This is a genomic window from Sulfitobacter sp. (assembly GCF_036961165.1).
Taxonomy (GTDB): domain Bacteria; phylum Pseudomonadota; class Alphaproteobacteria; order Rhodobacterales; family Rhodobacteraceae; genus Sulfitobacter.
In genome coordinates, this window is sequence record NZ_JBALVJ010000001.1 from 177,793 (window position 1) to 197,251 (window position 19,459).

A 19,459-nucleotide genomic window follows, 5' to 3' on the forward strand; every position below is an offset into this window, starting at 1 on the left:
GCGCGCCTATAATGGGTAATCCCCCCACGCAGCCTTGCAAAGGGAAATTTAACCATGAACGCGTTAGAACCCGCGCTATTGTCCCCGTAAAGACACTTAATCCGGCTTTGGAGATGATAATTGTTGTGTTTTCAAGCTTATGAGCAGGGAAGCTATGATGCAGAAGGTAAAAAGATACAGGCCCCATGCCACTTCGATCCGGCCGATACCGATTCCTTTTGACAAGGTGATATACAGTGCAATCAAAAAAATATCTGTCATCGCCAGCTTGCCCATAATTTCGAGCACTTTTTCGACGCGCGGGCTGAGCAAGTCAAAGTGGATCAGCGCAAGGCCGATTGTTTTGAGGTAGGGGGCAAAGAGCGCGAAGATGGTCACGATAAGGGCCAGAAAAATGTCCGATGCCCAAAGCGATTGAATGCCGGTCATCACCGAAATCTCGCTGAGCCCAAAAAGCGGCAACAGACCTGCGCGCATCAGAGGGGCGAACCACGCGATTGGGTAAAGTACCAGCAGCGCGAGATTGGCAATGCGCAGCAGCTTCATGTGCGCCAGACGCGATTGTACCGCCCACCAAGGCTGGTGAGGATTTCATAGCCGATGGTGCCTGCAAAATCCGCCACGGTATCCACTGACTGGTGCAATCCAAGCAACTGAAGGCTTTTGGGGGCGTTAGGCAGATCAGTGACATCGACAGTGATCAAGTCCATCGAAACACGGCCGATGACAGGCACTGCAATATCGCCAGCATGCATTTTTGCCTGCGCTCCCATTGCGCGGATCAGTCCGTCCGCGTAACCGGCCGAGATCGTGGCAACCTGTGATGGGCGCTTGGCCGTCCAACCGTTTGCGTAGCCGACAGTCTCTCCAACCGCAACATGGCGCACTTGCACAACCGGAATATCCAACGTCACTACGGGAGCCGCGTCAATAAACGGCAAGCCGCCGTAAAGACCCACACCGGGTCGCACCAGATCGTAGTGGTAATCCGGCCCCAACAGGATGCCGCCCGTCGCTGAAAGCGAGCGCGGCACGTCAATCCCGTTGGTCATGTCTTCGAACACCGCGCGCTGTGCTTCGTTCATCGCGTGGTCAGGTTCATCCGCGCAAGCAAGGTGGGACATGATTAGGGTAGGATTTTGCGCCAGTGCGATGTCCCGCAGGGCAGACCACTCCGCCGGCTCCATGCCCAGCCGGTTCATCCCGCTATCAAGTTGTAACCCGAACGGATGGCCGGGCAGCGCTTCGACGTGGCGCAGCATTTGGTCCAGTGAATTGATCATTGGGGTGAGGTTGGCGCCCCTAATCACGTCGGCGTCGCCCTCCATATGCCCCGAAAAAACAGAGATGGAAGGGCCGGACCCAAGGGCGCGGCGCAAGGCGACACCTTCTTCGGCTACGGCGACAAAAAACTGGCGTTCGCCTTGCGCCGCCAAATGCCGCGCCACGCGTTCCGCGCCCAGCCCGTAAGCGTCTGCTTTGACGACGGCGCCGGTTTCGGTCTGCGCGATCTGTCTGAGGGCGCGCCAGTTAGATGCAATCGCATCAAGATTAATGGTCAGTGTTGCAGTGCTCATGCGGCAGGTTTTGACAGTCTTGCCGTCCGCGTCAAGGCCATGCGCAGCGCTGCGTTACGGAATCTGCCAATAGCCGCGATTTCTTTCCCATTTCTTCTCACCGACGAGGCAGTCATAGGGTGCTTGGTATTGCACCTTAATCACTTCTTCTGCTGGAGGGGCGGTCGGGGGAAGGGCTGCGATTTCCAGAACCATCTTGCGTTTGACGGCGGCGGGAAAGTCATCCCAACCAAACACGGGCAGCACAAAAGAGCCGGCCCCGCCGATAACACAGCGGGAATAATAGACATCCAGATCGGGGATGCCCCAAAGCGCGCTCATCGTATCGCGGGTCATGATCGGCAGGCCATTGATCGTGATGCGCCGTGAGAGGGCCTCATCGCGGGCCGCTTGTACAGGCGGACCCATGTTATTGGGGCCGTCGCCAGAAATGTCGATGACGCGCCGCAACCCCTCAAATCCGTTCGTCTCAAAGCTGTCAGCGGCATAGTAGAGCGCCGAGGAAATGGAGGTGTGCCGCAGGCTGTCATCATAATAGGCATCAATCAGGGCGACGACCTGTTGCGCCTCTTCGGGCGTTGATATTTCTGTCCAAGGGACAATCACACGATGGCTGTCGACACCTGCCCACTCAACATAAGTAAGCGCGATCCGGCCCAGCAGTCCGTTCTTGATGGCTTCCATCACTTCGGCAGAATCAAGCGCTTCGGCATAGCCGCGCCTTTGCAGCTCAAGCTCGGCGGGTGACATGGAGCGCGAGACATCAACAGCAAGTACCAGTTCTACATCCACTTCGCGCGCCCAAAGCTGAGGCGGTAGAAGGGCAACGATCAAGAATATCAGCAGGCTTCGCATTGCCTTAGTTTGATGAGTGGCTGCGCGTCTGTCCAATCACGAAGTAGGCTGTGAGGTGTTTCACTCTGCAAAAGGACGTTACGTAAGATGAACTAAAACTTCCGAGGTAATTCATCCTCTTTAAGGTGATTGCAACGAGGAGGAGACTAAAATGAATGCTGTAGTGAAAATGCTCTTACCGGCGGCTTTGATGGCTGCTGCGGGGGGCGCGATTGCGAACCCGATTGACACACAGCTGCCAAGTGCGCCTGCGCTGTCAGCCTATGGAGAGCTGCCTGTCGGGGTGCGCCAGTTGGATATGGTCAACCCGAACCAGATCGACATTCTGGCTGTTGACCCCGCCGCTGATATGCCTGCAGAAATGCCGCGCTATGACCGCCCATTGACGGTTGAGATGTGGTATCCGGCGGCAGAAGGGGCCACTGGCTCCACCGAGTTGAAGGCCTATCTGCGTGACGGCACAACCGAGGTGAAGCTCACGGGGCGTGCCATGCGCGATGCTGCTCCTGCAGCGGCCGATACGCCCTATCCGCTGGTCCTGATCAGCCACGGCTATCCCGGTAACCGCTTCTTGCTGTCTCATCTGGCCGAGAATTTGGCCTCGAAAGGCTATGTTGTGGCATCGATCGACCACACGGACAGCACGTACCGGACGCAGGCTGCGTTTGGCTCAACGCTGGTGAACCGGTCGCTTGACCAGCTATTTGTACTTGAAGAAATGGTAGGCAAGGCCGCTGAAGGCGGCGAGTTTGCCGGTCTTTATGACGCTGATAATACTGGCCTAATCGGTTATTCCATGGGCGGTTATGGCGCGATCATCACGGCTGGGGGTGGTGTGACCGAAGCGTCGGTCGGCTATAGCTGGGGCGGTCCACACGGAACGCTGGGCATTCATCAGGCCGGTTCTGACACGCACAACGCGCTGCCCGATCCGCGCATCAAAACCGCCGTGGCCTTTGGCCCATGGGGCATGAATACGGGTTTTTGGGATGCAGCGGGCCTTGCAGGTGTGAATATCCCGATGCTGTTCATAGCAGGCTCCCAGGATGATGTATCGCTTTACGAAAAAGGTGTGCGGGCGATTTGGGAGAACGTAAGCAGTGTGGAAACCGCGCTGCTGACCTACACCAACGGTGGCCACAACTCGGGCGCGCCGATGCCTGCGCCGACCGAGAGCTTCTATTTCAACGAAGACAAGGGCTTTGACATCTCCGAGCACTATACCGATCCGGTCTGGAACACCGCGCGCATGAACAACATCGCGCAGCATTTCGTGACCGCGTGGCTAGACGAGCGTCTGAAAGGCGACGAGGCGGCTGGTGACTACCTTGAGTTGGTCGAGAACTCGAACGATGGGGTCTGGTCCATGAACGAGGACGGCACCCCAAAAGCTGACCACAATTATTGGAACGGCTTCGCCAAAGGCACTGCCAAAGGCTTGGTCTACGAGACAAAAGCGCCTCAATAAGATTGAAAAGAGCACTAGAATGGAAGGGGGGCCGTGCAGATTGCGCGGCCCCTTTTTTCTTGCTCAGATCGTATTGTCGCGGCTCTCTTGTCTGCGTGGAAAGTGACTTGTGCGGGCGATGTCAACGCGCATAACAATCATTGAAAGCCCTTTCACGGCAAAGTTGTGTACACGTGAGGGCTGTTTCGCAAGATTTTGAACTGCAACCAGAATTACCTAGTCAGGAAATTTTGTTCACAGAGTTGTCCACCGACCTTAATATTCTGGCTCTTTTTCTTCTTGTTGCCACGGTTTGACGAGGTTGCCAAAGCGCGTGAAGCGACCTTCAAAGCTTAGCTCGACCGTTCCGATGGGACCGTGACGCTGCTTACCGATAACCACTTCGGCACGTGCGTGCAGGCGCTCCATCTCTTCTTGCCAGATCGCCATTTTGTCCAGCTCGTGATCGCCGGGCTTCTCACGCTCTTTGTAGTATTCTTCGCGGAACACGAACATAACCACGTCCGCATCCTGTTCGATCGAGCCGGATTCACGAAGGTCAGAGAGCTGTGGGCGTTTGTCTTCGCGGTTTTCCACCTGACGGGAAAGCTGTGACAGGGCGATCACCGGAATATCGAGTTCTTTGGCGATGGCCTTCAGGCCCATGGTGATCTCGGAAATTTCGTTTACGCGGTTCTCGCTCTTGCCGGTGCCGCGCACCAGCTGGAGGTAGTCGATGATGAGCACGTCAAGGCCATGCGTCCGTTTCAGGCGGCGTGCACGGGCTGCCAACTGAGAGATAGGCAGGGCAGGCGTGTCGTCGATATAAAGCGGGCAAGCCTCAAGCGACTTGGCTGCATCCACGAAACGGCGGAATTCAGGTTCTGTCATGTCGCCCGAGCGGATCTGTTGGGAAGGGATCTCGGAGGCTTCGGAAAGGATACGCGCGGCAAGCTGCTCGGCGCTCATCTCCAAGCTGTAGAAGCCAACAACGCCGCCATCAATTGCACCTTCGCTGCCATCGGGCAGCGTGCCGCGCTTATAGGCTTTAGCGACGTTGAACGCGATGTTGGTGGCCAGAGAGGTTTTGCCCATCGAGGGACGACCAGCAAGGATCAGAAGGTCAGAGCGATGCAAACCGCCCAGTTTCTTGTCCATGTCGATCAGGCCAGTTGAGACGCCGGACAACCCCCCGTCGCGTTGGTAGGCGGCGTTCGCCACGTTAACCGCGTCTGTTACCGCCTTGAGAAAACTTTGAAATCCGCTTTCGACCTGACCTTGTTCGGCCAGTTTGTAGAGCTGCTGTTCAGCCTCGACAATTTGCTCGCGCGGTTCGTTCGCGACATTGACGGTTGCGGCTTTGGCGGCGATGTCGCGGCCAAGGGCAATCAGATCGCGGCGCACGGCCAGATCATAGATCATCTGCGCATAGTCACGCACCGCAAAGGCGGAGATCGCTGCACCGGCCAGACGGGCCAGATAAGCCGGACCGCCGAGTTCCTTGAGACCCTCGTCGTCTTCCATGAACGCCTTGAGCGTCACAGGGCTGGCGAGGTTGTTTTTGGCGATACGCGCGGCGGCAATCTCGAAGATGCGCGCGTGCACGGGGTCATAGAAATGCCGCGGCCCGATAACGGACGCCACGCGGTCATAAACGTCATTGTTTGTCAGGATCGCACCCAGAAGCTGTTGTTCGGCTTCGATGGAGTGCGGCATGGTCTCGGCCGCCTGCACGGCGACGCCGGTCGTGTTCAGTGACGAAATCTCGTTCATGTTCTACCCCGATTTACCCCGTTTCTTTCCATAACGAAGGGGATGCGGGCGCGCAAACTGTATGTTTTCTGTGGATAACTTGTGGAGGAAATGCGCGCACCACATCTTGCGATGAATGGTGCGCACTCGTCAACCTGTGGTTTTAGCCTTTGCGGGCTTCCTGCCATTCACGGGGAGACTTTAGAAATTTTTCCACCTCTGCGAGCGTGGCGTCAGGGAAGGCCTGCTGTGCCTTGGCTTCGGTCAGAACGTCCCACCATGTGCACAGGTGATGCAGTTCAACACCGTGATCTCCCAGTGTCTTTTTGGTCTCCGGGAAGATGTCGTAATAGAAGATAACGGCTGTATGGCCGCAGGTGGCGCCGGTTTCACGAATCGCATCCACGAAGCTGAGCTTGGATCCGCCGTCGGTGGTCAAATCTTCGATGAGCAGCACGCGTTGACCTTCACTCATGTCGCCTTCGATGCGCGCGTTGCGGCCATAACCTTTAGGCTTTTTACGCACGTAGGTCATGGGCAGGGCCATCCGTTCGGCCACGAGTGCAGCGAAGGGGATGCCTGCAGTTTCGCCACCGGCGATGTTGTCAAATGCTTCAAAGCCCACGTTGCGCATCACGGTGATGGTCAGGAAATCCATCAAGGTAGTGCGGATGCGCGGATATGAGATCAGCTTGCGGCAATCGATGTAGCTGGGTGAGGGCAAGCCGGACGCCAATGTGTAGGGCGTTTCGGTGTTAAAGTTCACCGCCCCGATCTCTAGCAGCATACGTGCGGTGAGGCGGGCGATCTCGGAAGGATCGGGATATGTGGTGGGGATCATGAATATGGGTCCTTCGGAGCAGGCGTCGGAGTGGGATTATTCGGTTCTTTAAGGTCAGGCAGTCCAGTGAAGGGTCATCTGCGGGTCAAAGACGGTCACGGGACCTTCGGGCGTGTCGATGTTCGGCGGAAATTGTGCCTCTTCGCGCACCAGCGTCACGGTATCTTCGTTCGCAGGCAGGCCATAGAAGGCTGGGCCGTTCAGGGAAGTGAAGGCTTCAAGCTTGTCCAGCGCGCCTTCCTGCTCGAACACTTCGGCAAGGATCGACATGGTGTTGGGGGCGGTAAAGCAGCCCGCACAGCCGCAAGGCAGCAGTTTGTTTTCATCGGTGTGGGGTGCGGAATCAGTCCCGATGAAAAACCTTGCATCGCCGGATGTTGCGGCTGCACGCAGAGCTAGGCGGTGCTCTTCGCGTTTGGCCACAGGCAGGCAGTAGTAATGGGGTTTGATGCCGCCAGCGAGGATGTGGTTGCGGTTGATCACCAGATGGTGCGTGGTAATTGTCGCGCCGAGGTTCTTGTCGTTGGCACGCACGTAATCGACTGCGTTTGATGTGGTGATATGCTCCATGATCACGCGCAGTTCTGGATGGGCGCGGCGGATCGGGTCGAGGACACGATCGATGAACACGGCTTCGCGGTCAAAGATATCAACAGAGGCGTCAGTAACCTCGCCGTGGGTGCAAAGGGGCAGGCCAATCCCGGCCATTTTTTCTAGCACTGAAGCGACCTTGGCAAAGTCGCTCACACCTGAGGCCGAATTCGTTGTGGCACCGGCAGGATATAGTTTGACCGCAGTGATCAGCCCTTCGGCGTAAGCGGCAGCGACGTCGGCAGGATCGGTGTCTTCGGTAAGATACAGCGTCATCAGGGGCGTGAAATCGTCGCCCTTAGGTATCGCGGCGACGATGCGATCGCGGTAGGCGCGGGCATCGGCGGCAGTCACCACCGGTGGCACCAGATTAGGCATGATGATCGCGCGGGCGAAGTTGCGGGACGTATGTGGCAGCACGGCGCGTAGCATATCGCCATCGCGCAGGTGCAGGTGCCAATCATCGGGACGACGGATCGTGAGCTTTTGTATCATGGCCCGCGTGCTAGCACGGGGCGGAAGCCCACGCTATAGGCTTTCGGCAAAAACTGGCCTGAGGTCGGGGCAATCAGGTGTCAGAAGAAGGTTCATCGTCACTGTGGGAATCGGATTGCGTCGCGTCTGTTTGTGCAGCCGTCAAACGGCGGGCAAAGCGGGGGGCATTCATACGCGAGGTGACATTCCGCGCGAGCGCCAGCGCGAACGTTTCGCGTCCGTCCGCGTCCAGAGCGGCCAGCAGGTTGCGCAGATAGGGCGGATGGGTCCTGCGGGCGCGCATCATGCGGGCAAAGCCTAGATCGTCCAGAGTTTCCTCGGAGATGGCTAACAAGAGGGGCCCCAATTGTTCCATTTCCAGCAGGTCGGTCTGGATCGCATCACCCATGTGAGGCAATCGCAGCTTGTGGGTATTGGGGCGGGTGAACAAAGCGGCATGCATCGCGTCGAGCTGTTGGCGCGGATCATAGGCGACATAAGCCGCCGTCGCCCCGTCAAGCATATCGGGCGCATAGCCGTAGCGGGAAGTGAAGTCTTCGCGCCGCATCGGCTTGAACCGGTCATCCCATTCGGTCATGCGCGGATCAAGTGTGGCCTGTGGCTGGACAGCCAGCACGCGCGCGCCGGGGGCCGCAACAGAAAACGCAGCAGCCGCATAACCGCACGGGCCTGCGCCATAAAAAATCACCTGTTCGAACTCATCAAAGAAACCGTCGTCAATCAGCCGGTCAAAGAAGCCGTAAACAGTGCGGTCACGAAACCACGTGTCACCATTCGACGCGATGCACAGGCTGGACCAGCCATTTTGCTGCATCATTTCCCAGCCAAGCGGTTGGGCCAGTGATGACAACGCCGGAATGCCCTGAAGGGTTTCGAAGGTGACCAGCAAGATTGGCGATCTTTCGATAAAGGCGGCATAGTGGCGCTTGCCCAATTGCTCAAAATAGCCATCTTCGTCACACAGCTCTTCAATTGCTGCCAGCCAGTCGGATTTCTTCATTCCAGCAAGCGACGTCTGGAAGTTCAGGCTCTCATCGGCCATGTGCGCGTCCTCAATCTGTCCCGTGTGGCGTGTGGTGCACACAGGTTCAGGATGCAGTATATCTAGGCAATAGGGCCAAATTGCGGAAAATGCGCGTCACATTGGGGCGGGTTTAAGACCTACTTGCGTGCAAGATTGGCGTAGTGGACCATGAATTTCGCGGCCTTCAACGGTACTGGCTGGGAGGGCGCGGCCATCATCAGGCGACCAAATAGCGCGCGAAATGGCTCTTGCTGCAACAAGGCTTCAAAACGGGCACTGCGCCACTCGACAGCAGCGGTATGAAGTTTGGACAGCACAGGATCTGCTTTGAGGGCTGCCAGTTCGGCCGCGCGTGGGTCGGCAAGGCTCTGGATCGTGGTGTCCTCATCCGTGTTGAAATTTCGCTCCACCCAGTAATCGAGCCCCAACAGGTTGTCGCTGTGAACTGCGCGACCACGATCCGCCTTGAGAACAAAGCTTTCCATGGCACCAAGTGGATAATGGTTGAGCTGGACCAGACCATAATTGTCTTGTCCGAAGTTGGAAAAAATACGTTTGTTTACAAAAGAATCTGGTAGGGGGGCGCCGTTACCATCAAACCAGCGCGCTTGCGCCAACTTGGTGTCGTCGGGATTGCGGGGGCGGTGCACGCCAGGTTTTTTGTAAGTACCGTCATTGCGGTAGAGGGTTTTAAACATGGCCGCGCGCCATGGCCAGTACATCACAGCGGGGGCAGCTTGGGTAAAGGTATCCAGCACCGGTTCATCAGCATAGCGGACTTGAGCATTCGCGCCGAACAGGCGCCATGTCAGAGTGATCGCCGTCGCATCGGGGATAGCGTCATGCAAGGCGGCCAGCGTGTGATTGCCGCAGTGGATGTTGACGAATTCATCTACATCCAGTGGCAAAATCCAGTCTGCCTGCTGAACCACAGGGTGTTTGGCCGCCTTTTTCAGCGCGGTGAATTGAATGCCCCCCTTGTCGTAGGGGCCGGTATTTCGGAGGTGAATGAGGTGGCCCAGCTCTTCGAGGCGATCCAGCATGGCGTCGGTGCCGTCCTGACAGTCGTTTGAAAACACCAGAAAATGTTCGAACCCGACGGCACGCTGATGGGCGAGCCATTCGAGCAAAAACGCGGCCTCGTTTCGCACGCAGAGGATGGCAAGATGCGTCATCCTACCAAGCACGCCGGAAGCAGACGACCTTATGGGTCGAGCCGCGCGGGTAATAGGCAAGGCCGGTGTCCAACATCGTGCGGAACACGGCATTCACGCCTTCGGGGCCGATGTGTTGGGGATGCAGCTTGATCATGGCGCCGCGCAGGCCAGTGAGATCCAGATGCGGCAACAGGGTGGCTTCTGCGCCCTCAATATCGGCGATCAGGATGTTGGGTTGGATTTCCTTGAATACGTGGGACGCATTAAGCACGTCGACCTTCACCGTTTGCGTGTTCGCCTCAGTGTCGCTCTCTAGCGAGGTCATTGAGGATGCAGGAAAATAATCCCGCACATAGAATTTTGTGCTGCTGTTGCGCTTGCCTAGCTGTCCGTGGGTGACATGGGCGTTGGGCAGCCCGTTGGCAGCATGGACGGATTCAATATAGGGGATCAGGGACGGATTGGCCTCAAAGGCGAAGACGTTTTTGATGTTGCATCGGGTCGCCACCAGCGTGGACATAAAGCCGATACCTGCGCCTAACTCAACCACCGTGTCTTCGTCGCGCACAAGGCGCAGAGCGCATTGCGCCTCTCGTGCTTCATAGCGGTTTTCACGCAGAGCTGCGGCCAACTTTTCCGCGATGAAATGCCCGTCGTTAGGGAATTTCATGCCTCTGGACATGACATAGGGATCACGGGTGGCTTGATCTTCCATCGTCTAGCTCTCCATATCCAATGCAAGCGCGAAGGCCACGCGCTCTGTCTCGGTTAACTTTACGGCAAGCGCTTCTTTGTAGAGATCAGCAAATTCGGGGTTCTGGTGCAGCTCTACGGCCTTGGCGCGGTGCCAGTCTAGACCCTTTTCGTGCCAACCGCGCAGGATATCGTCTTGCATCAGCCGGTCATACTCTTGCTTGAGGCGGGGGGTGTTACGCTTGATCGTGATGTCGCGGTAGTCCGACCAATCCATGCGGATCCAGTAGTTGATCCCGATAGAACGGTCCACGTGCAAGGCCCGACCGCGCTGCCGCTTGATCAAGAAGCTTTCGGCTGAGCGCAGGGCGTAGTGGTTAAGCTGCAGCAGGTCATACCCGATAGATTTTTTGGAGGATCGCCAGCCGTTCTTGACCACTTCGCGCGTCATATCCTTGCCCGAGCCGTTGACCCATTTCACCTTGTTCTCAAAGGCTTCATCCAGTTTGTTTGGACGATGGCACGAGATTTTCTCGTAGGCGCCGATGTTTTTGAACATCGTTTTGAAACCCCAGACAGTGTGCGGCTTGGGGCAGTATTTTGGTGCGCAGGTGTCGAATTGGTCAATGACAAAGTCATCGTTGAGCTTGGTAATGCCGTTGTGACCGAACATGCGCCAGGTCATGGCAACATTGGTAGCGTCTGGCACAGCGGCGATGAAGTCCTGCAAGGTGCCATTGCCGCAGCGCACGTTCATGAATTCGTCCACGTCGATGTGGACGATCCATTCGGCATTCTTGATCACAGGTTCTTCGAGCGAGCAGTTCAGCGCGTATTGTTGGGGTGAGTTGCCCTCCCAGCCATCGTTGTTGCGATGCTGGAGTACGCCCATCTCTTGCAGCCGGTCAAGAATTTCAGAGGTGCCGTCCTCGCAACCGTTTGTATAAATTAGGAAATTATCGACGCCCATGGCGCGGTGATAGGCGACCCATTCCACGATGTAAGGGGCTTCGTTCTTCATGCAACCAACGATGACGTTGCCGGAGTTGCCATAGGGTAGAACGCGCGGCGTGATGGGGGAGTAGGCTGCGGCCAGCTCTTCCTCGTTGACTGATCCCATCCGGTTATGCGGGGCGAATGGCGACGTGCGCAGCTCTTCAAAGTTTTGGACGGCCAGCGGGGGCATCAGTTTGCGCGCTGTTGCGCTTAGGGCGTCGGGGGCGTCTTCTTCGCTGCGTGGGGCGGCATCGGTAAGCGGTGCCTCTGGTGTGCCCGCGACAGTGCTGGCCAATCGCGCCAGATCAGCGGCACGCTTTTGCTGTTCTTCGCGGGTGGCCTTGTCGATGCGCCACATGAAACCCAGCAGATATTGTGACGGGCGGTAGCCGAATTGCGGATCAGCTTCGGTCCAGCTGCCCTTGGCGCGCGGGGCCTTGAAGGTGTCGGCACTCAGGCCAGCGTGGTCTTTGAGCAATGACTTGAGGCCGGGCGCAAAGTGTCTGGTGATCGGGTGTAGGGCGGCGAGATCAAGGGGCGCTCCATCCACCGCAACATCCTGAACAAAACTGCGCCAAAGCTGGCGCGGCAGAATCCGCTGGCGGCTTGCCAGTACTTTTAGGATAAGCGCATTGAGCTGGTGACCCCGGCTGAGTGCTGCCTCAGGCGTCGGCGCGGGCAAGGCAATAGATTCGGTCTTGCCAATGTTACCTTCAATGCCGAAGGCGCGCGTTATGTCGTCAATCACATCCTCTGATGCGAACCGGTCCTCATCATAGCTGTGTAAATGCACCTTGCCTGTCCCGAAGGCACCTTCCCAGAAGGTGACCAACGTAGGCAGGTCAAGCCAATGGTTGGGGGCTTGGGTTTCAGCAAAGACACCGGCTGCTGGATCGATTTGTGGGGCGCTGTCTAGCGCCGCCTGCCACCAGTTTTCACTACCGGCCAGATCAAGTTCCGCCTGCAAGCTTAGCCCGCGGCCTTCAAGGATCTGCGCCGCGTAAGTGCGCGCCAGCATACGGGTTGGCAAATCCACGTGCGCAACCACTTCAATATCCTCAGAGAGCGGTGCCAACATGGCCCGCAAGCGTTCCAGCTCGGAGATCGAGCGCAGACCTCTGCCAAGCTGTGAGCAAGAGACAATCAGAACGTCGGGTTTGTGCTGTTCCACCTCGCGGGCCAGATCATCCACAACCGCTTCGCGTAGGGTGGCCTGTTTCTGGGGCGTGATATAGCCACGATTGAACCGCAGCGGGTCCACATGGCCCGGATCGGTGGCGGCCATGAATAGGCGGACGTGATTTTTATTGCCGGGGCTGCGGGCGTAAAGAACGCCCTTGCGCAGCAAATGCTCGCGCTTGTCGGACAGAACGGACTGGACCCGCGCGGCACTGGCTTCTTCGAGACCGATATGGAGGTAAATGCGCATCAGCTCGCCTTATGTTCGGAATTGGCGTTCGCTTGTCCCCACCACGGCAGATCAACGCTAAGGTGGTCGGCGACGGCTTCATGCGCGCCTGTATCAGTCACATTATATTCGAGATAGGCGGGATCACCCGCGAAGATGGCGGATAAATGAGCGTAGTGACCATCAATCCACTGAATGCGCTCGCGGGTTGTTTCACCGTAACCTTCGGGCAGGCCCGGAATGTCGGAGGCGGGTAGGCGGTCTGTGCCCAGATCTGACCACGCCAGCATAGACTGTGATACGTCCCAACTGTCACGCCGCGACGCAAGAAAGCGCACTTCGGGATGATGCGTGCGGATCGCATCAATCAGGGCAAAGTCCATCTGCGGCCAAAGCGATTTACCTTTTCGCAAGCAGCTCAGCTCGGTTAGGGCCGTGAAGTCCTCGAACAACTCCGCCGGATTGCCGCTTTGGAAATATCCCTTGTACAGCAGATCGGCCACGAAGGCGTCCTTGAGCGCGGGTGTTTCGGTCTGGCGGGGGCGGATGCGGTGATCGGCCACGCGGAAACCTGCGATTTTCAGCGCCCGGGCCAACGAGGTTGTGCCGGTCTTTGGCAGGCCCAGATTGACGACTTTCAAACTGCTCACTGGGTGTCCTCTAGCAGGCCAAGGTCACGCAACATGGCTTCTTCCTGCGGCGGCAGTTTGGACGCAGCACGTAGGTGTTTTTGCATGTCTTGGTATTCTTTCTGCTCCAGCAGTGCATCGCGACGCGCTTTGTGGGCAGTCACGCAAGCCGCGTGCAGCGGGGCGATATCGCCCTGCGCCTTAAGCTTGTCGATCTGCTTGCGCAGGGCGGGCAGGTAGCGGTGGATCGAAGTATCCTCCCACGCTGGATCATTCCGTTCCCGCCAGTAGGTGTCATCGAAAGCACGGTTTTCGCGGTTTACATCGCCACGGTCGTTCTTGACCAGATAGCTGTCGAGGCTGCGCAGGGCGTAGTGGTTCAGCGTGGCAAATGTCCGCGCCCCTGCGGCTGGAAAGCGGCGGATGCGGCGCGGGTTCGCTGCCACCAAAAAACGGTGCGGCACGGTGCGGCCCGATCCGTCCGTCCAGCTGGGGCGTTTTTTCTTCTTCACCTTGGGCTGGAAGAAGGGGCGGTGCGCGCCAAAGTACTGGAGCGGGAAATCCTGCCGGACCAGTGACTTCACCTCGATCGCGGCCTCGCCGCACCAGATGTCGGGATTGTGGCTGCGGGTGAATTGTTCGATCACCGGACGGTCCTCAAAAGCATCCACATCGTCGTTAGCGAAGAATTGAAAGTTGAGGCTGATGCTCTGCGGGTCGCCGCAGGCTTCGATCAACGCGGCAAAGCTGTGATCACCCACATGGATGTTGGGGAATTCGTCTACATCTGCGACCCAGACCCAATCGGCATCCTGCACGACCTCCTGCTTCTTGGCGTCTTTAAGGGCTTCCATCTGGTAATTGCGCCCCTCGGCGGGGTTCGGCAGGTGCTGGACATGTCCCAGCTCTGCCAGCGCATCCAGAAGGGTATCTGTGCCGTCATCGCAATCATTGGAGTAAAATAGGAAATCCGTGACGCCAATGCATTCATGAAAGGCAATCCATTCCAGCAGGAAAGGCCCTTCATTCTTGACGCAGGTCACTGCTGTGATGCTCAGGTCATTCGCCATGGCCAGCTCCTTTCGGTGCTGCCGCGCCTAATTTCGGGTTCAACATGTACGCCTCGTTACCGGATCGCGGTGCCTACATGGCCCGCAACCTCATTTTTGCTCGCTCGCAGGATGCCATCTTGGGCGAATCACGTCAATCTTTGCTATGGGGCAAGGGGTGTGGCGTGACATATCTACCAAAGGTGTCTTGACCCTTGAGCAATGCAATGGCCTTGTAAGGCGATCACAGCCGGGGAGCGACAGGTGGCCGATATTTCATCCATAGATGCAGTTCAAACGATGCTGGCTGATCAAGGCTATGTCTGTAGCCGCGCGCTTGGGACTGTTGTGTTCCTCAGTCTGAAACTCGGCCGTCCCTTGTTCCTTGAGGGGGAAGCCGGCGTTGGGAAGACAGAGATCGCCAAGGCGCTTGCGGCGGCAATGGGTAAGCGCTTGATCCGTTTGCAATGCTATGAGGGGCTGGATGCGTCTTCGGCGGTTTATGAATGGAACTTCGCCGCGCAAATGGTGGCTATTCGTACCGCCGAAGCTTCTGGAACCGCTGACCGCAAAGCGCTCAACGCCGAGCTTTTTAGTGAAGAATTTCTAATCGAGCGGCCCTTGCTTCAGGCGCTGCGCCCGGATGAGAATGGCGCGCCGGTATTGCTGATCGACGAACTTGACCGCACGGACGCCCCGTTTGAGGCCTTCCTACTGGAAGCGTTGAGCGATTTTCAGGTCACCATCCCCGAGATGGGCACCATCAAAGCGCCCGAGCCGCCAATCGTGATCCTGACTTCGAACCGGACCCGCGAAGTGCATGATGCGCTTAAGCGCCGCTGCCTTTACCACTGGGTGGACTACCCCGATTTTGATCGGGAAATGGAGATATTGCAGGCCCGTGCCCCTGAAGCGGCCACCGCCCTAAGCCGTGAAGTGGTGGCTTTCGTTCAACGCCTGCGAACAGAAGACCTGTTCAAGAAGCCCGGTGTGGCGGAAACCATTGATTGGGCGAAATGCCTGCTGGCCCTTGATGTGCTGACGCTCAGCCCTGAGGTGATTGCGGATACGCTGGGCGCAGTGCTGAAGTATCAAGACGACATCGCAAAGCTGCAAGGCTCTGAAGCGAAACGGCTGCTGGATGAAGCAAAGGCCAGCCTTGACGCATGATGCGGTCCTTCATCATGACAGGGCGCGCTGATGGTTGAACACATCCCCCTTGAGCTGCCGGACAATCCAAGGCTTGCGGGCAACATCACCCATTTCGCCCGTGCGTTAAGGCGGGCGGGGCTACCCATCGGGTCGGGTCGCATTATTGACGCCATTAAGGCTGTGCAGGCGGCTGGCTTCACAGACAAGCGCGACTTTTTCTATACGCTTCAGGCCTGTTTCGTGAACCGCCCTGAACATGCGCGTATCTATGCGCAGCTCTTTCGTCTCTATTGGCGCGATCCGCGGTATCTGGAGCATATGATGGCAGCCATGTTGCCAGCCATTCGCGGTGTGCAGGAAGAGCGCCCCGCGCAAGCGGCGGAAAAGCGCGCTGCCGAAGCGTTGCTGGACGGGGCTGAGGCGCCACCGCGTGACGAGCAAGAGAAGCCGCCCGAGGAGGACGCGCTGATTGAAGTGGACGCCTCGCTGACCATGTCCGGCACCGAACGGCTCAAGACGCTGGATTTCGAATTGATGAGCCTTGCAGAAGTGGCCGAAGCGAAACGGATGCTCGCGCGGCTGAGCCTGCCGATCAAGCCGCTGCCCTCGCGCAGAAGCGCTGCCAGTTTTGGTCAGGGGCGGGTGGACGCAGCGCGCTCTTTGCGCACGGCATTGCGGCGCGGCGGAGAAATGGACAGACTTGCGTTGAAAAAGCCCAAAGTCCGCTGGCCTAATCTGGTGGTGCTCTGCGATATCTCAGGCTCAATGAGTCAGTACAGCCGCATTATCCTGCACTTTCTGCATGCGGTGGCGAATGAACGCGGCGCGGGCTGGGCGCAGGTCCACGCCTTTACCTTTGGCACGAAGCTGACTAATATAACCCGCCATCTGCGCACCCGCGATGTGGATGCGGCGCTGAAGGCGGCCGGCGCTCAGGCGCAGGATTGGGAAGGCGGGACGCGGATCGGTAAAAGCATTGAGGCGTTCAACCGCGATTGGTCGCGGAGGGTGTTGGGGCAGGGCGCGGTGGTACTGCTGATCACCGACGGGCTGGACCGTGACGACCCCGCTGCGCTGGCGCGGCAAATGCAGCGTTTACATCTTTCGGCGCGTCGGGTGATCTGGCTTAATCCGTTATTGCGTTGGGACGGGTTTGCGCCAAAGGCGGCGGGCATTCGTGCGATGCTGCCGCATGTGGACAGTTTTCGCGCTGGCCATTCAATTGCGTCACTTGAGGCACTGGCTGCCGCAATCTCGAAGCCCGATGACGTGGGAGAGAAAACGCGGTTGATGCAGATGATCGGGAACGAATAAGGGGGCCGCAGCCCCCCTTGATACTTTTAGGGCTGCTTAGGCTACGACTTTTGCAAAGCCGCCTACATAAATCTCGGTTAGTTCCGCCAGAGGGGCCGATGCTTCGCCGAATGTGAGGGCGTCGCCGCCAAATGCGCCGATGCGCGCCAGTGGAAGGCCCGCCTTCTCAGCCGCGGCGATCAGTGCGTCGGCCGCTTCCGGCGTGGCAGCGATAAGGTAGCGCGCCTGATCCTCACCAAACAGCGCGCCTGTTTCAGCGATCTCCATCGTCAGGCCAAGGCCTGCGTGGCTGGCCATCTCGAACGCGGCAAGGGCAAGGCCCCCGTCGGACAGATCAGTACATGCCGCAATAGAGGCATGGTTTGCGCGGATGAAATCGCCGTGCGCGGCTTCGGTCGCCAGATCGACAGGCGGTGCGTCACCTTCGTTGCGATTAAAGGCTTCCGCGAGCAGGGCGGATTGGCCGAGATGACCCTTCGTCTCACCCAGTAGCAGCGCCACGTGGCCGGTTTGGACGTCAAAACCGATGGTGTCAGCGGATGCTTTGATCAGACCAACGGCCCCGATTGTCGGCGTTGGCAGGATCGCAGAGCCGTCTGTCTCGTTGTATAGAGAGACATTGCCGGAAACGATGGGCATGCCAAGGGCAGAGACCGCTTCGCCGATGCCTTTGATGGCGCCCACGAATTGGCCCATGATCTGCGGCTTTTCAGGGTTGCCGAAGTTGAGGTTGTCAGTGGTGGCAAGTGGCGTGGCGCCCACAGCGGTAAGGTTCCGGTAGGCTTCGGCCACGGCCTGTTTGCCGCCCTCAACTGGGTTGGCTTTAACATAGCGCGGCGTCACGTCAGAGGTGAAAGCCAGCGATTTATCAGTGCCATGTACGCGCACGATGCCAGCACCCCAACCGGGCGTGCGGGCGCTGTCTGCCATGACCATGGTGTCATATTGCTCATATACCCATGCTTTGCTTGCATAGTTGGGGGAGCCGATCAGGGCCTTCAGGCCTTCGATCGGATCAACCGTTGGAGCATTGGTCAGCGCATCTGCCTTTGGCGTCTCAACCCATGGGCGGTCATATTCGGGCGCGGTGCCGGAAAGGGCCTTGAGCGGCAGATCGGCTTTGATCTCACCGTTAAGGCGGATTAGGAACCGGTCTTCGGCGATTGTCTCACCCACGATGGCGAAATCAAGGTCCCATTTGTCGAACACAGCTTTGGCTTGGGCTTCCAGCTCGGGGCGCAGCACCATCAGCATGCGTTCTTGGGATTCTGACAACATCATCTCATAGGCTGTCATGTTCACTTCGCGCGTCGGCACTTTTTCAAGATCAAGGATTACGCCAAGGTTGCCCTTGTCGCCCATTTCCACGGCGGAACAGGTCAGACCTGCCGCGCCCATGTCCTGAATTGAGATCACGGCACCGGTTGCCATCAGCTCAAGCGTGGCTTCCATCAGGCGTTTTTCGGTGAAAGGGTCGCCAACCTGCACGGTGGGGCGCTTTTCCTCAATTGTGTCGTCGAATTCGGCAGAGGCCATTGTCGCGCCGCCGACGCCGTCACGGCCTGTCTTGGCACCCAGATACACAACCGGCATGCCGACACCGGAGGCGGCTGAATAGAAAATCTTGTCTGTGTCCGCTAGGCCTGCAGCAAATGCGTTCACAAGGCAGTTGCCGTTATAGGCTTTGTCAAAGCGGACTTCGCCGCCCACGCAGGGCACGCCAAAGCAGTTGCCATAGCCGCCAACACCAGCGACGACGCCGTGCACCAGTTGCGTGGTTTTGTGATGGGCAGGTTCACCAAAGCTAAGGCTGTTCATAGCGGCGATGGGGCGGGCGCCCATTGTAAAGACATCGCGCAGAATGCCACCTACGCCTGTGGCGGCACCTTGGTAGGGCTCAATGTAGGAAGGGTGGTTGTGGCTTTCCATCTTGAAGACGACAGCCTGACCGTCACCGATATCTACCACGCCTGCGTTTTCGCCAGGGCCGCAGATAACCTGCGGGCCGGTCGTCGGCAGGGTGCGGAGCCATTTCTTGGAGGATTTATAAGAACAATGCTCGTTCCACATGGCCGAGAAAATCCCAAGCTCTGTAAAGCTGGGCGTGCGTCCGATCAGATCCAGAATTGTCTGATACTCGCTCTCGCTTAGCCCGTGGGCCGAGATGATATCCTGGGTGATGGCTGGCTCTGACATGGTGGCGCTCCCCGAAGGCGATAAAACTTGGCCTCTCTCTTATGGCAGGAGCGTGCAGGGGGGAAGGGCGATTCAGCCGCTGTTGGCATTCACAAGTAGGGGAATCTTTCCGTAGGGTCCAAGTTGGACAACGCAGCGGGCAAAAAAAAGACCGGGCACAGAGGCCCGGCCAAGTCCAACAGGGAGGTATAAGGCGAGTCGCGCGTTGCGGCTCCATCCTTGTACGGGTCAATTAAGATGCAGGTTGCCCACATTCAAGGCAAATTCTAAACAGTTAAGACAT

At 57.9% G+C, this 19,459-nt stretch carries 16 protein-coding genes; 3 read left to right on the forward strand and 13 right to left on the reverse strand.

Annotated features, from left to right (window positions below):
- Positions 1–96 precede the first annotated feature (96 nt).
- The 3 genes from V7730_RS00910 to V7730_RS00920 are packed head-to-tail and all read right to left on the reverse strand — an operon-like array spanning position 97 to position 2,432.
- The gene (locus V7730_RS00910) at positions 97–546 is read right to left on the reverse strand and encodes a paraquat-inducible protein A (RefSeq protein WP_335745688.1); all 450 of its coding nucleotides are present in this window, start codon (positions 544–546) and stop codon (positions 97–99) included.
- The gene (alr, locus tag V7730_RS00915) at positions 543–1,577 is read right to left on the reverse strand and encodes an alanine racemase (RefSeq protein WP_335745689.1); all 1,035 of its coding nucleotides are present in this window, start codon (positions 1,575–1,577) and stop codon (positions 543–545) included. Before alr ends, V7730_RS00910 begins: the two co-directional genes overlap by 4 nt.
- 54 nt (positions 1,578–1,631) lie before the next feature.
- Positions 1,632–2,432, reverse strand: coding sequence for a DUF1194 domain-containing protein (locus V7730_RS00920; protein ID WP_335745690.1), 801 nt, complete (start codon positions 2,430–2,432; stop codon positions 1,632–1,634).
- Positions 2,433–2,601: 169 nt separating this feature from the next.
- On the opposite strand from V7730_RS00920, the gene V7730_RS00925 reads away from it, so the two are divergent.
- A complete protein-coding gene (locus tag V7730_RS00925) occupies positions 2,602–3,900 on the forward strand; it encodes an alpha/beta hydrolase family protein (protein ID WP_443070169.1) in 1,299 nt (432 codons plus the stop codon).
- Between the two features lie 255 nt (positions 3,901–4,155).
- On the opposite strand, the gene V7730_RS00930 is transcribed toward V7730_RS00925, so the two are convergent.
- The 9 genes from V7730_RS00930 to V7730_RS00970 form a co-directional block, all read right to left on the reverse strand.
- A complete protein-coding gene (locus tag V7730_RS00930) occupies positions 4,156–5,652 on the reverse strand; it encodes a replicative DNA helicase (RefSeq protein ID WP_335745692.1) in 1,497 nt (498 codons plus the stop codon).
- A 142-nt stretch (positions 5,653–5,794) separates the two neighbouring features.
- Positions 5,795–6,472: an orotate phosphoribosyltransferase gene (locus V7730_RS00935; RefSeq protein WP_335745693.1), complete on the reverse strand. Its 678-nt coding sequence runs from the start codon at positions 6,470–6,472 to the stop codon at positions 5,795–5,797.
- Positions 6,473–6,526: 54 nt separating this feature from the next.
- Complete coding sequence (pyrC, locus tag V7730_RS00940) at positions 6,527–7,558, reverse strand: dihydroorotase (RefSeq protein ID WP_335745694.1); 1,032 nt, start codon at positions 7,556–7,558, stop codon at positions 6,527–6,529.
- A gap of 73 nt (positions 7,559–7,631) precedes the next feature.
- Positions 7,632–8,600 (reverse strand): phosphoadenosine phosphosulfate reductase, encoded by a 969-nt coding sequence (locus V7730_RS00945; RefSeq protein ID WP_335745695.1) that lies wholly within the window; start codon positions 8,598–8,600, stop codon positions 7,632–7,634.
- Positions 8,601–8,719: 119 nt separating this feature from the next.
- Positions 8,720–9,757, reverse strand: a complete 1,038-nt coding sequence (locus V7730_RS00950) for a glycosyltransferase family 2 protein (RefSeq protein ID WP_335745696.1) — start codon at positions 9,755–9,757, stop codon at positions 8,720–8,722.
- Between the two features lies 1 nt (position 9,758).
- Complete coding sequence (locus tag V7730_RS00955) at positions 9,759–10,454, reverse strand: FkbM family methyltransferase (RefSeq protein ID WP_335745697.1); 696 nt, start codon at positions 10,452–10,454, stop codon at positions 9,759–9,761.
- Between the two features lie 3 nt (positions 10,455–10,457).
- Positions 10,458–12,857, reverse strand: coding sequence for a glycosyltransferase family 2 protein (locus V7730_RS00960; RefSeq protein ID WP_335745698.1), 2,400 nt, complete (start codon positions 12,855–12,857; stop codon positions 10,458–10,460).
- Positions 12,857–13,486 (reverse strand): sulfotransferase, encoded by a 630-nt coding sequence (locus tag V7730_RS00965; protein WP_335745699.1) that lies wholly within the window; start codon positions 13,484–13,486, stop codon positions 12,857–12,859. Before V7730_RS00965 ends, V7730_RS00960 begins: the two co-directional genes overlap by 1 nt.
- Entirely contained in the window at positions 13,483–14,523 is a 1,041-nt protein-coding gene (locus V7730_RS00970) for a glycosyltransferase family 2 protein (RefSeq protein ID WP_335745750.1), read from the reverse strand. Before V7730_RS00970 ends, V7730_RS00965 begins: the two co-directional genes overlap by 4 nt.
- A 291-nt stretch (positions 14,524–14,814) precedes the next feature.
- Between V7730_RS00970 and V7730_RS00975 the strand changes: the two genes are divergently transcribed.
- A complete protein-coding gene (locus V7730_RS00975) occupies positions 14,815–15,684 on the forward strand; it encodes an AAA family ATPase (RefSeq protein WP_335745751.1) in 870 nt (289 codons plus the stop codon).
- A 30-nt stretch (positions 15,685–15,714) separates the two neighbouring features.
- Positions 15,715–16,980: a vWA domain-containing protein gene (locus tag V7730_RS00980; RefSeq protein ID WP_335745700.1), complete on the forward strand. Its 1,266-nt coding sequence runs from the start codon at positions 15,715–15,717 to the stop codon at positions 16,978–16,980.
- A gap of 36 nt (positions 16,981–17,016) precedes the next feature.
- On the opposite strand, the gene purL is transcribed toward V7730_RS00980, so the two are convergent.
- Complete coding sequence (purL, locus tag V7730_RS00985) at positions 17,017–19,176, reverse strand: phosphoribosylformylglycinamidine synthase subunit PurL (protein ID WP_335745701.1); 2,160 nt, start codon at positions 19,174–19,176, stop codon at positions 17,017–17,019.
- Positions 19,177–19,459 lie beyond the last annotated feature (283 nt).

What these genes read in the sequence shown, in the direction of transcription:
- V7730_RS00975 (WP_335745751.1), top strand. Translation starts at nt 14,815, where the DNA reads ATGCTGGCTGATCAAGGCTATGTCTGTAGCCGCGCGCTTGGGACTGTT.
- V7730_RS00925 (WP_443070169.1), top strand. Translation starts at nt 2,602, where the DNA reads ATGCTCTTACCGGCGGCTTTGATGGCTGCTGCGGGGGGCGCGATTGCG.
- alr (WP_335745689.1), bottom strand. Translation starts at nt 1,577, where the DNA reads ATGAGCACTGCAACACTGACCATTAATCTTGATGCGATTGCATCTAAC.
- V7730_RS00945 (WP_335745695.1), bottom strand. Translation starts at nt 8,600, where the DNA reads ATGGCCGATGAGAGCCTGAACTTCCAGACGTCGCTTGCTGGAATGAAG.
- V7730_RS00950 (WP_335745696.1), bottom strand. Translation starts at nt 9,757, where the DNA reads ATGACGCATCTTGCCATCCTCTGCGTGCGAAACGAGGCCGCGTTTTTG.
- pyrC (WP_335745694.1), bottom strand. Translation starts at nt 7,558, where the DNA reads ATGATACAAAAGCTCACGATCCGTCGTCCCGATGATTGGCACCTGCAC.
- V7730_RS00930 (WP_335745692.1), bottom strand. Translation starts at nt 5,652, where the DNA reads ATGAACGAGATTTCGTCACTGAACACGACCGGCGTCGCCGTGCAGGCG.
- V7730_RS00955 (WP_335745697.1), bottom strand. Translation starts at nt 10,454, where the DNA reads ATGGAAGATCAAGCCACCCGTGATCCCTATGTCATGTCCAGAGGCATG.
- V7730_RS00960 (WP_335745698.1), bottom strand. Translation starts at nt 12,857, where the DNA reads ATGCGCATTTACCTCCATATCGGTCTCGAAGAAGCCAGTGCCGCGCGG.
- V7730_RS00920 (WP_335745690.1), bottom strand. Translation starts at nt 2,432, where the DNA reads ATGCGAAGCCTGCTGATATTCTTGATCGTTGCCCTTCTACCGCCTCAG.
- V7730_RS00910 (WP_335745688.1), bottom strand. Translation starts at nt 546, where the DNA reads ATGAAGCTGCTGCGCATTGCCAATCTCGCGCTGCTGGTACTTTACCCA.
- V7730_RS00935 (WP_335745693.1), bottom strand. Translation starts at nt 6,472, where the DNA reads ATGATCCCCACCACATATCCCGATCCTTCCGAGATCGCCCGCCTCACC.
- V7730_RS00980 (WP_335745700.1), top strand. Translation starts at nt 15,715, where the DNA reads ATGGTTGAACACATCCCCCTTGAGCTGCCGGACAATCCAAGGCTTGCG.
- purL (WP_335745701.1), bottom strand. Translation starts at nt 19,176, where the DNA reads ATGTCAGAGCCAGCCATCACCCAGGATATCATCTCGGCCCACGGGCTA.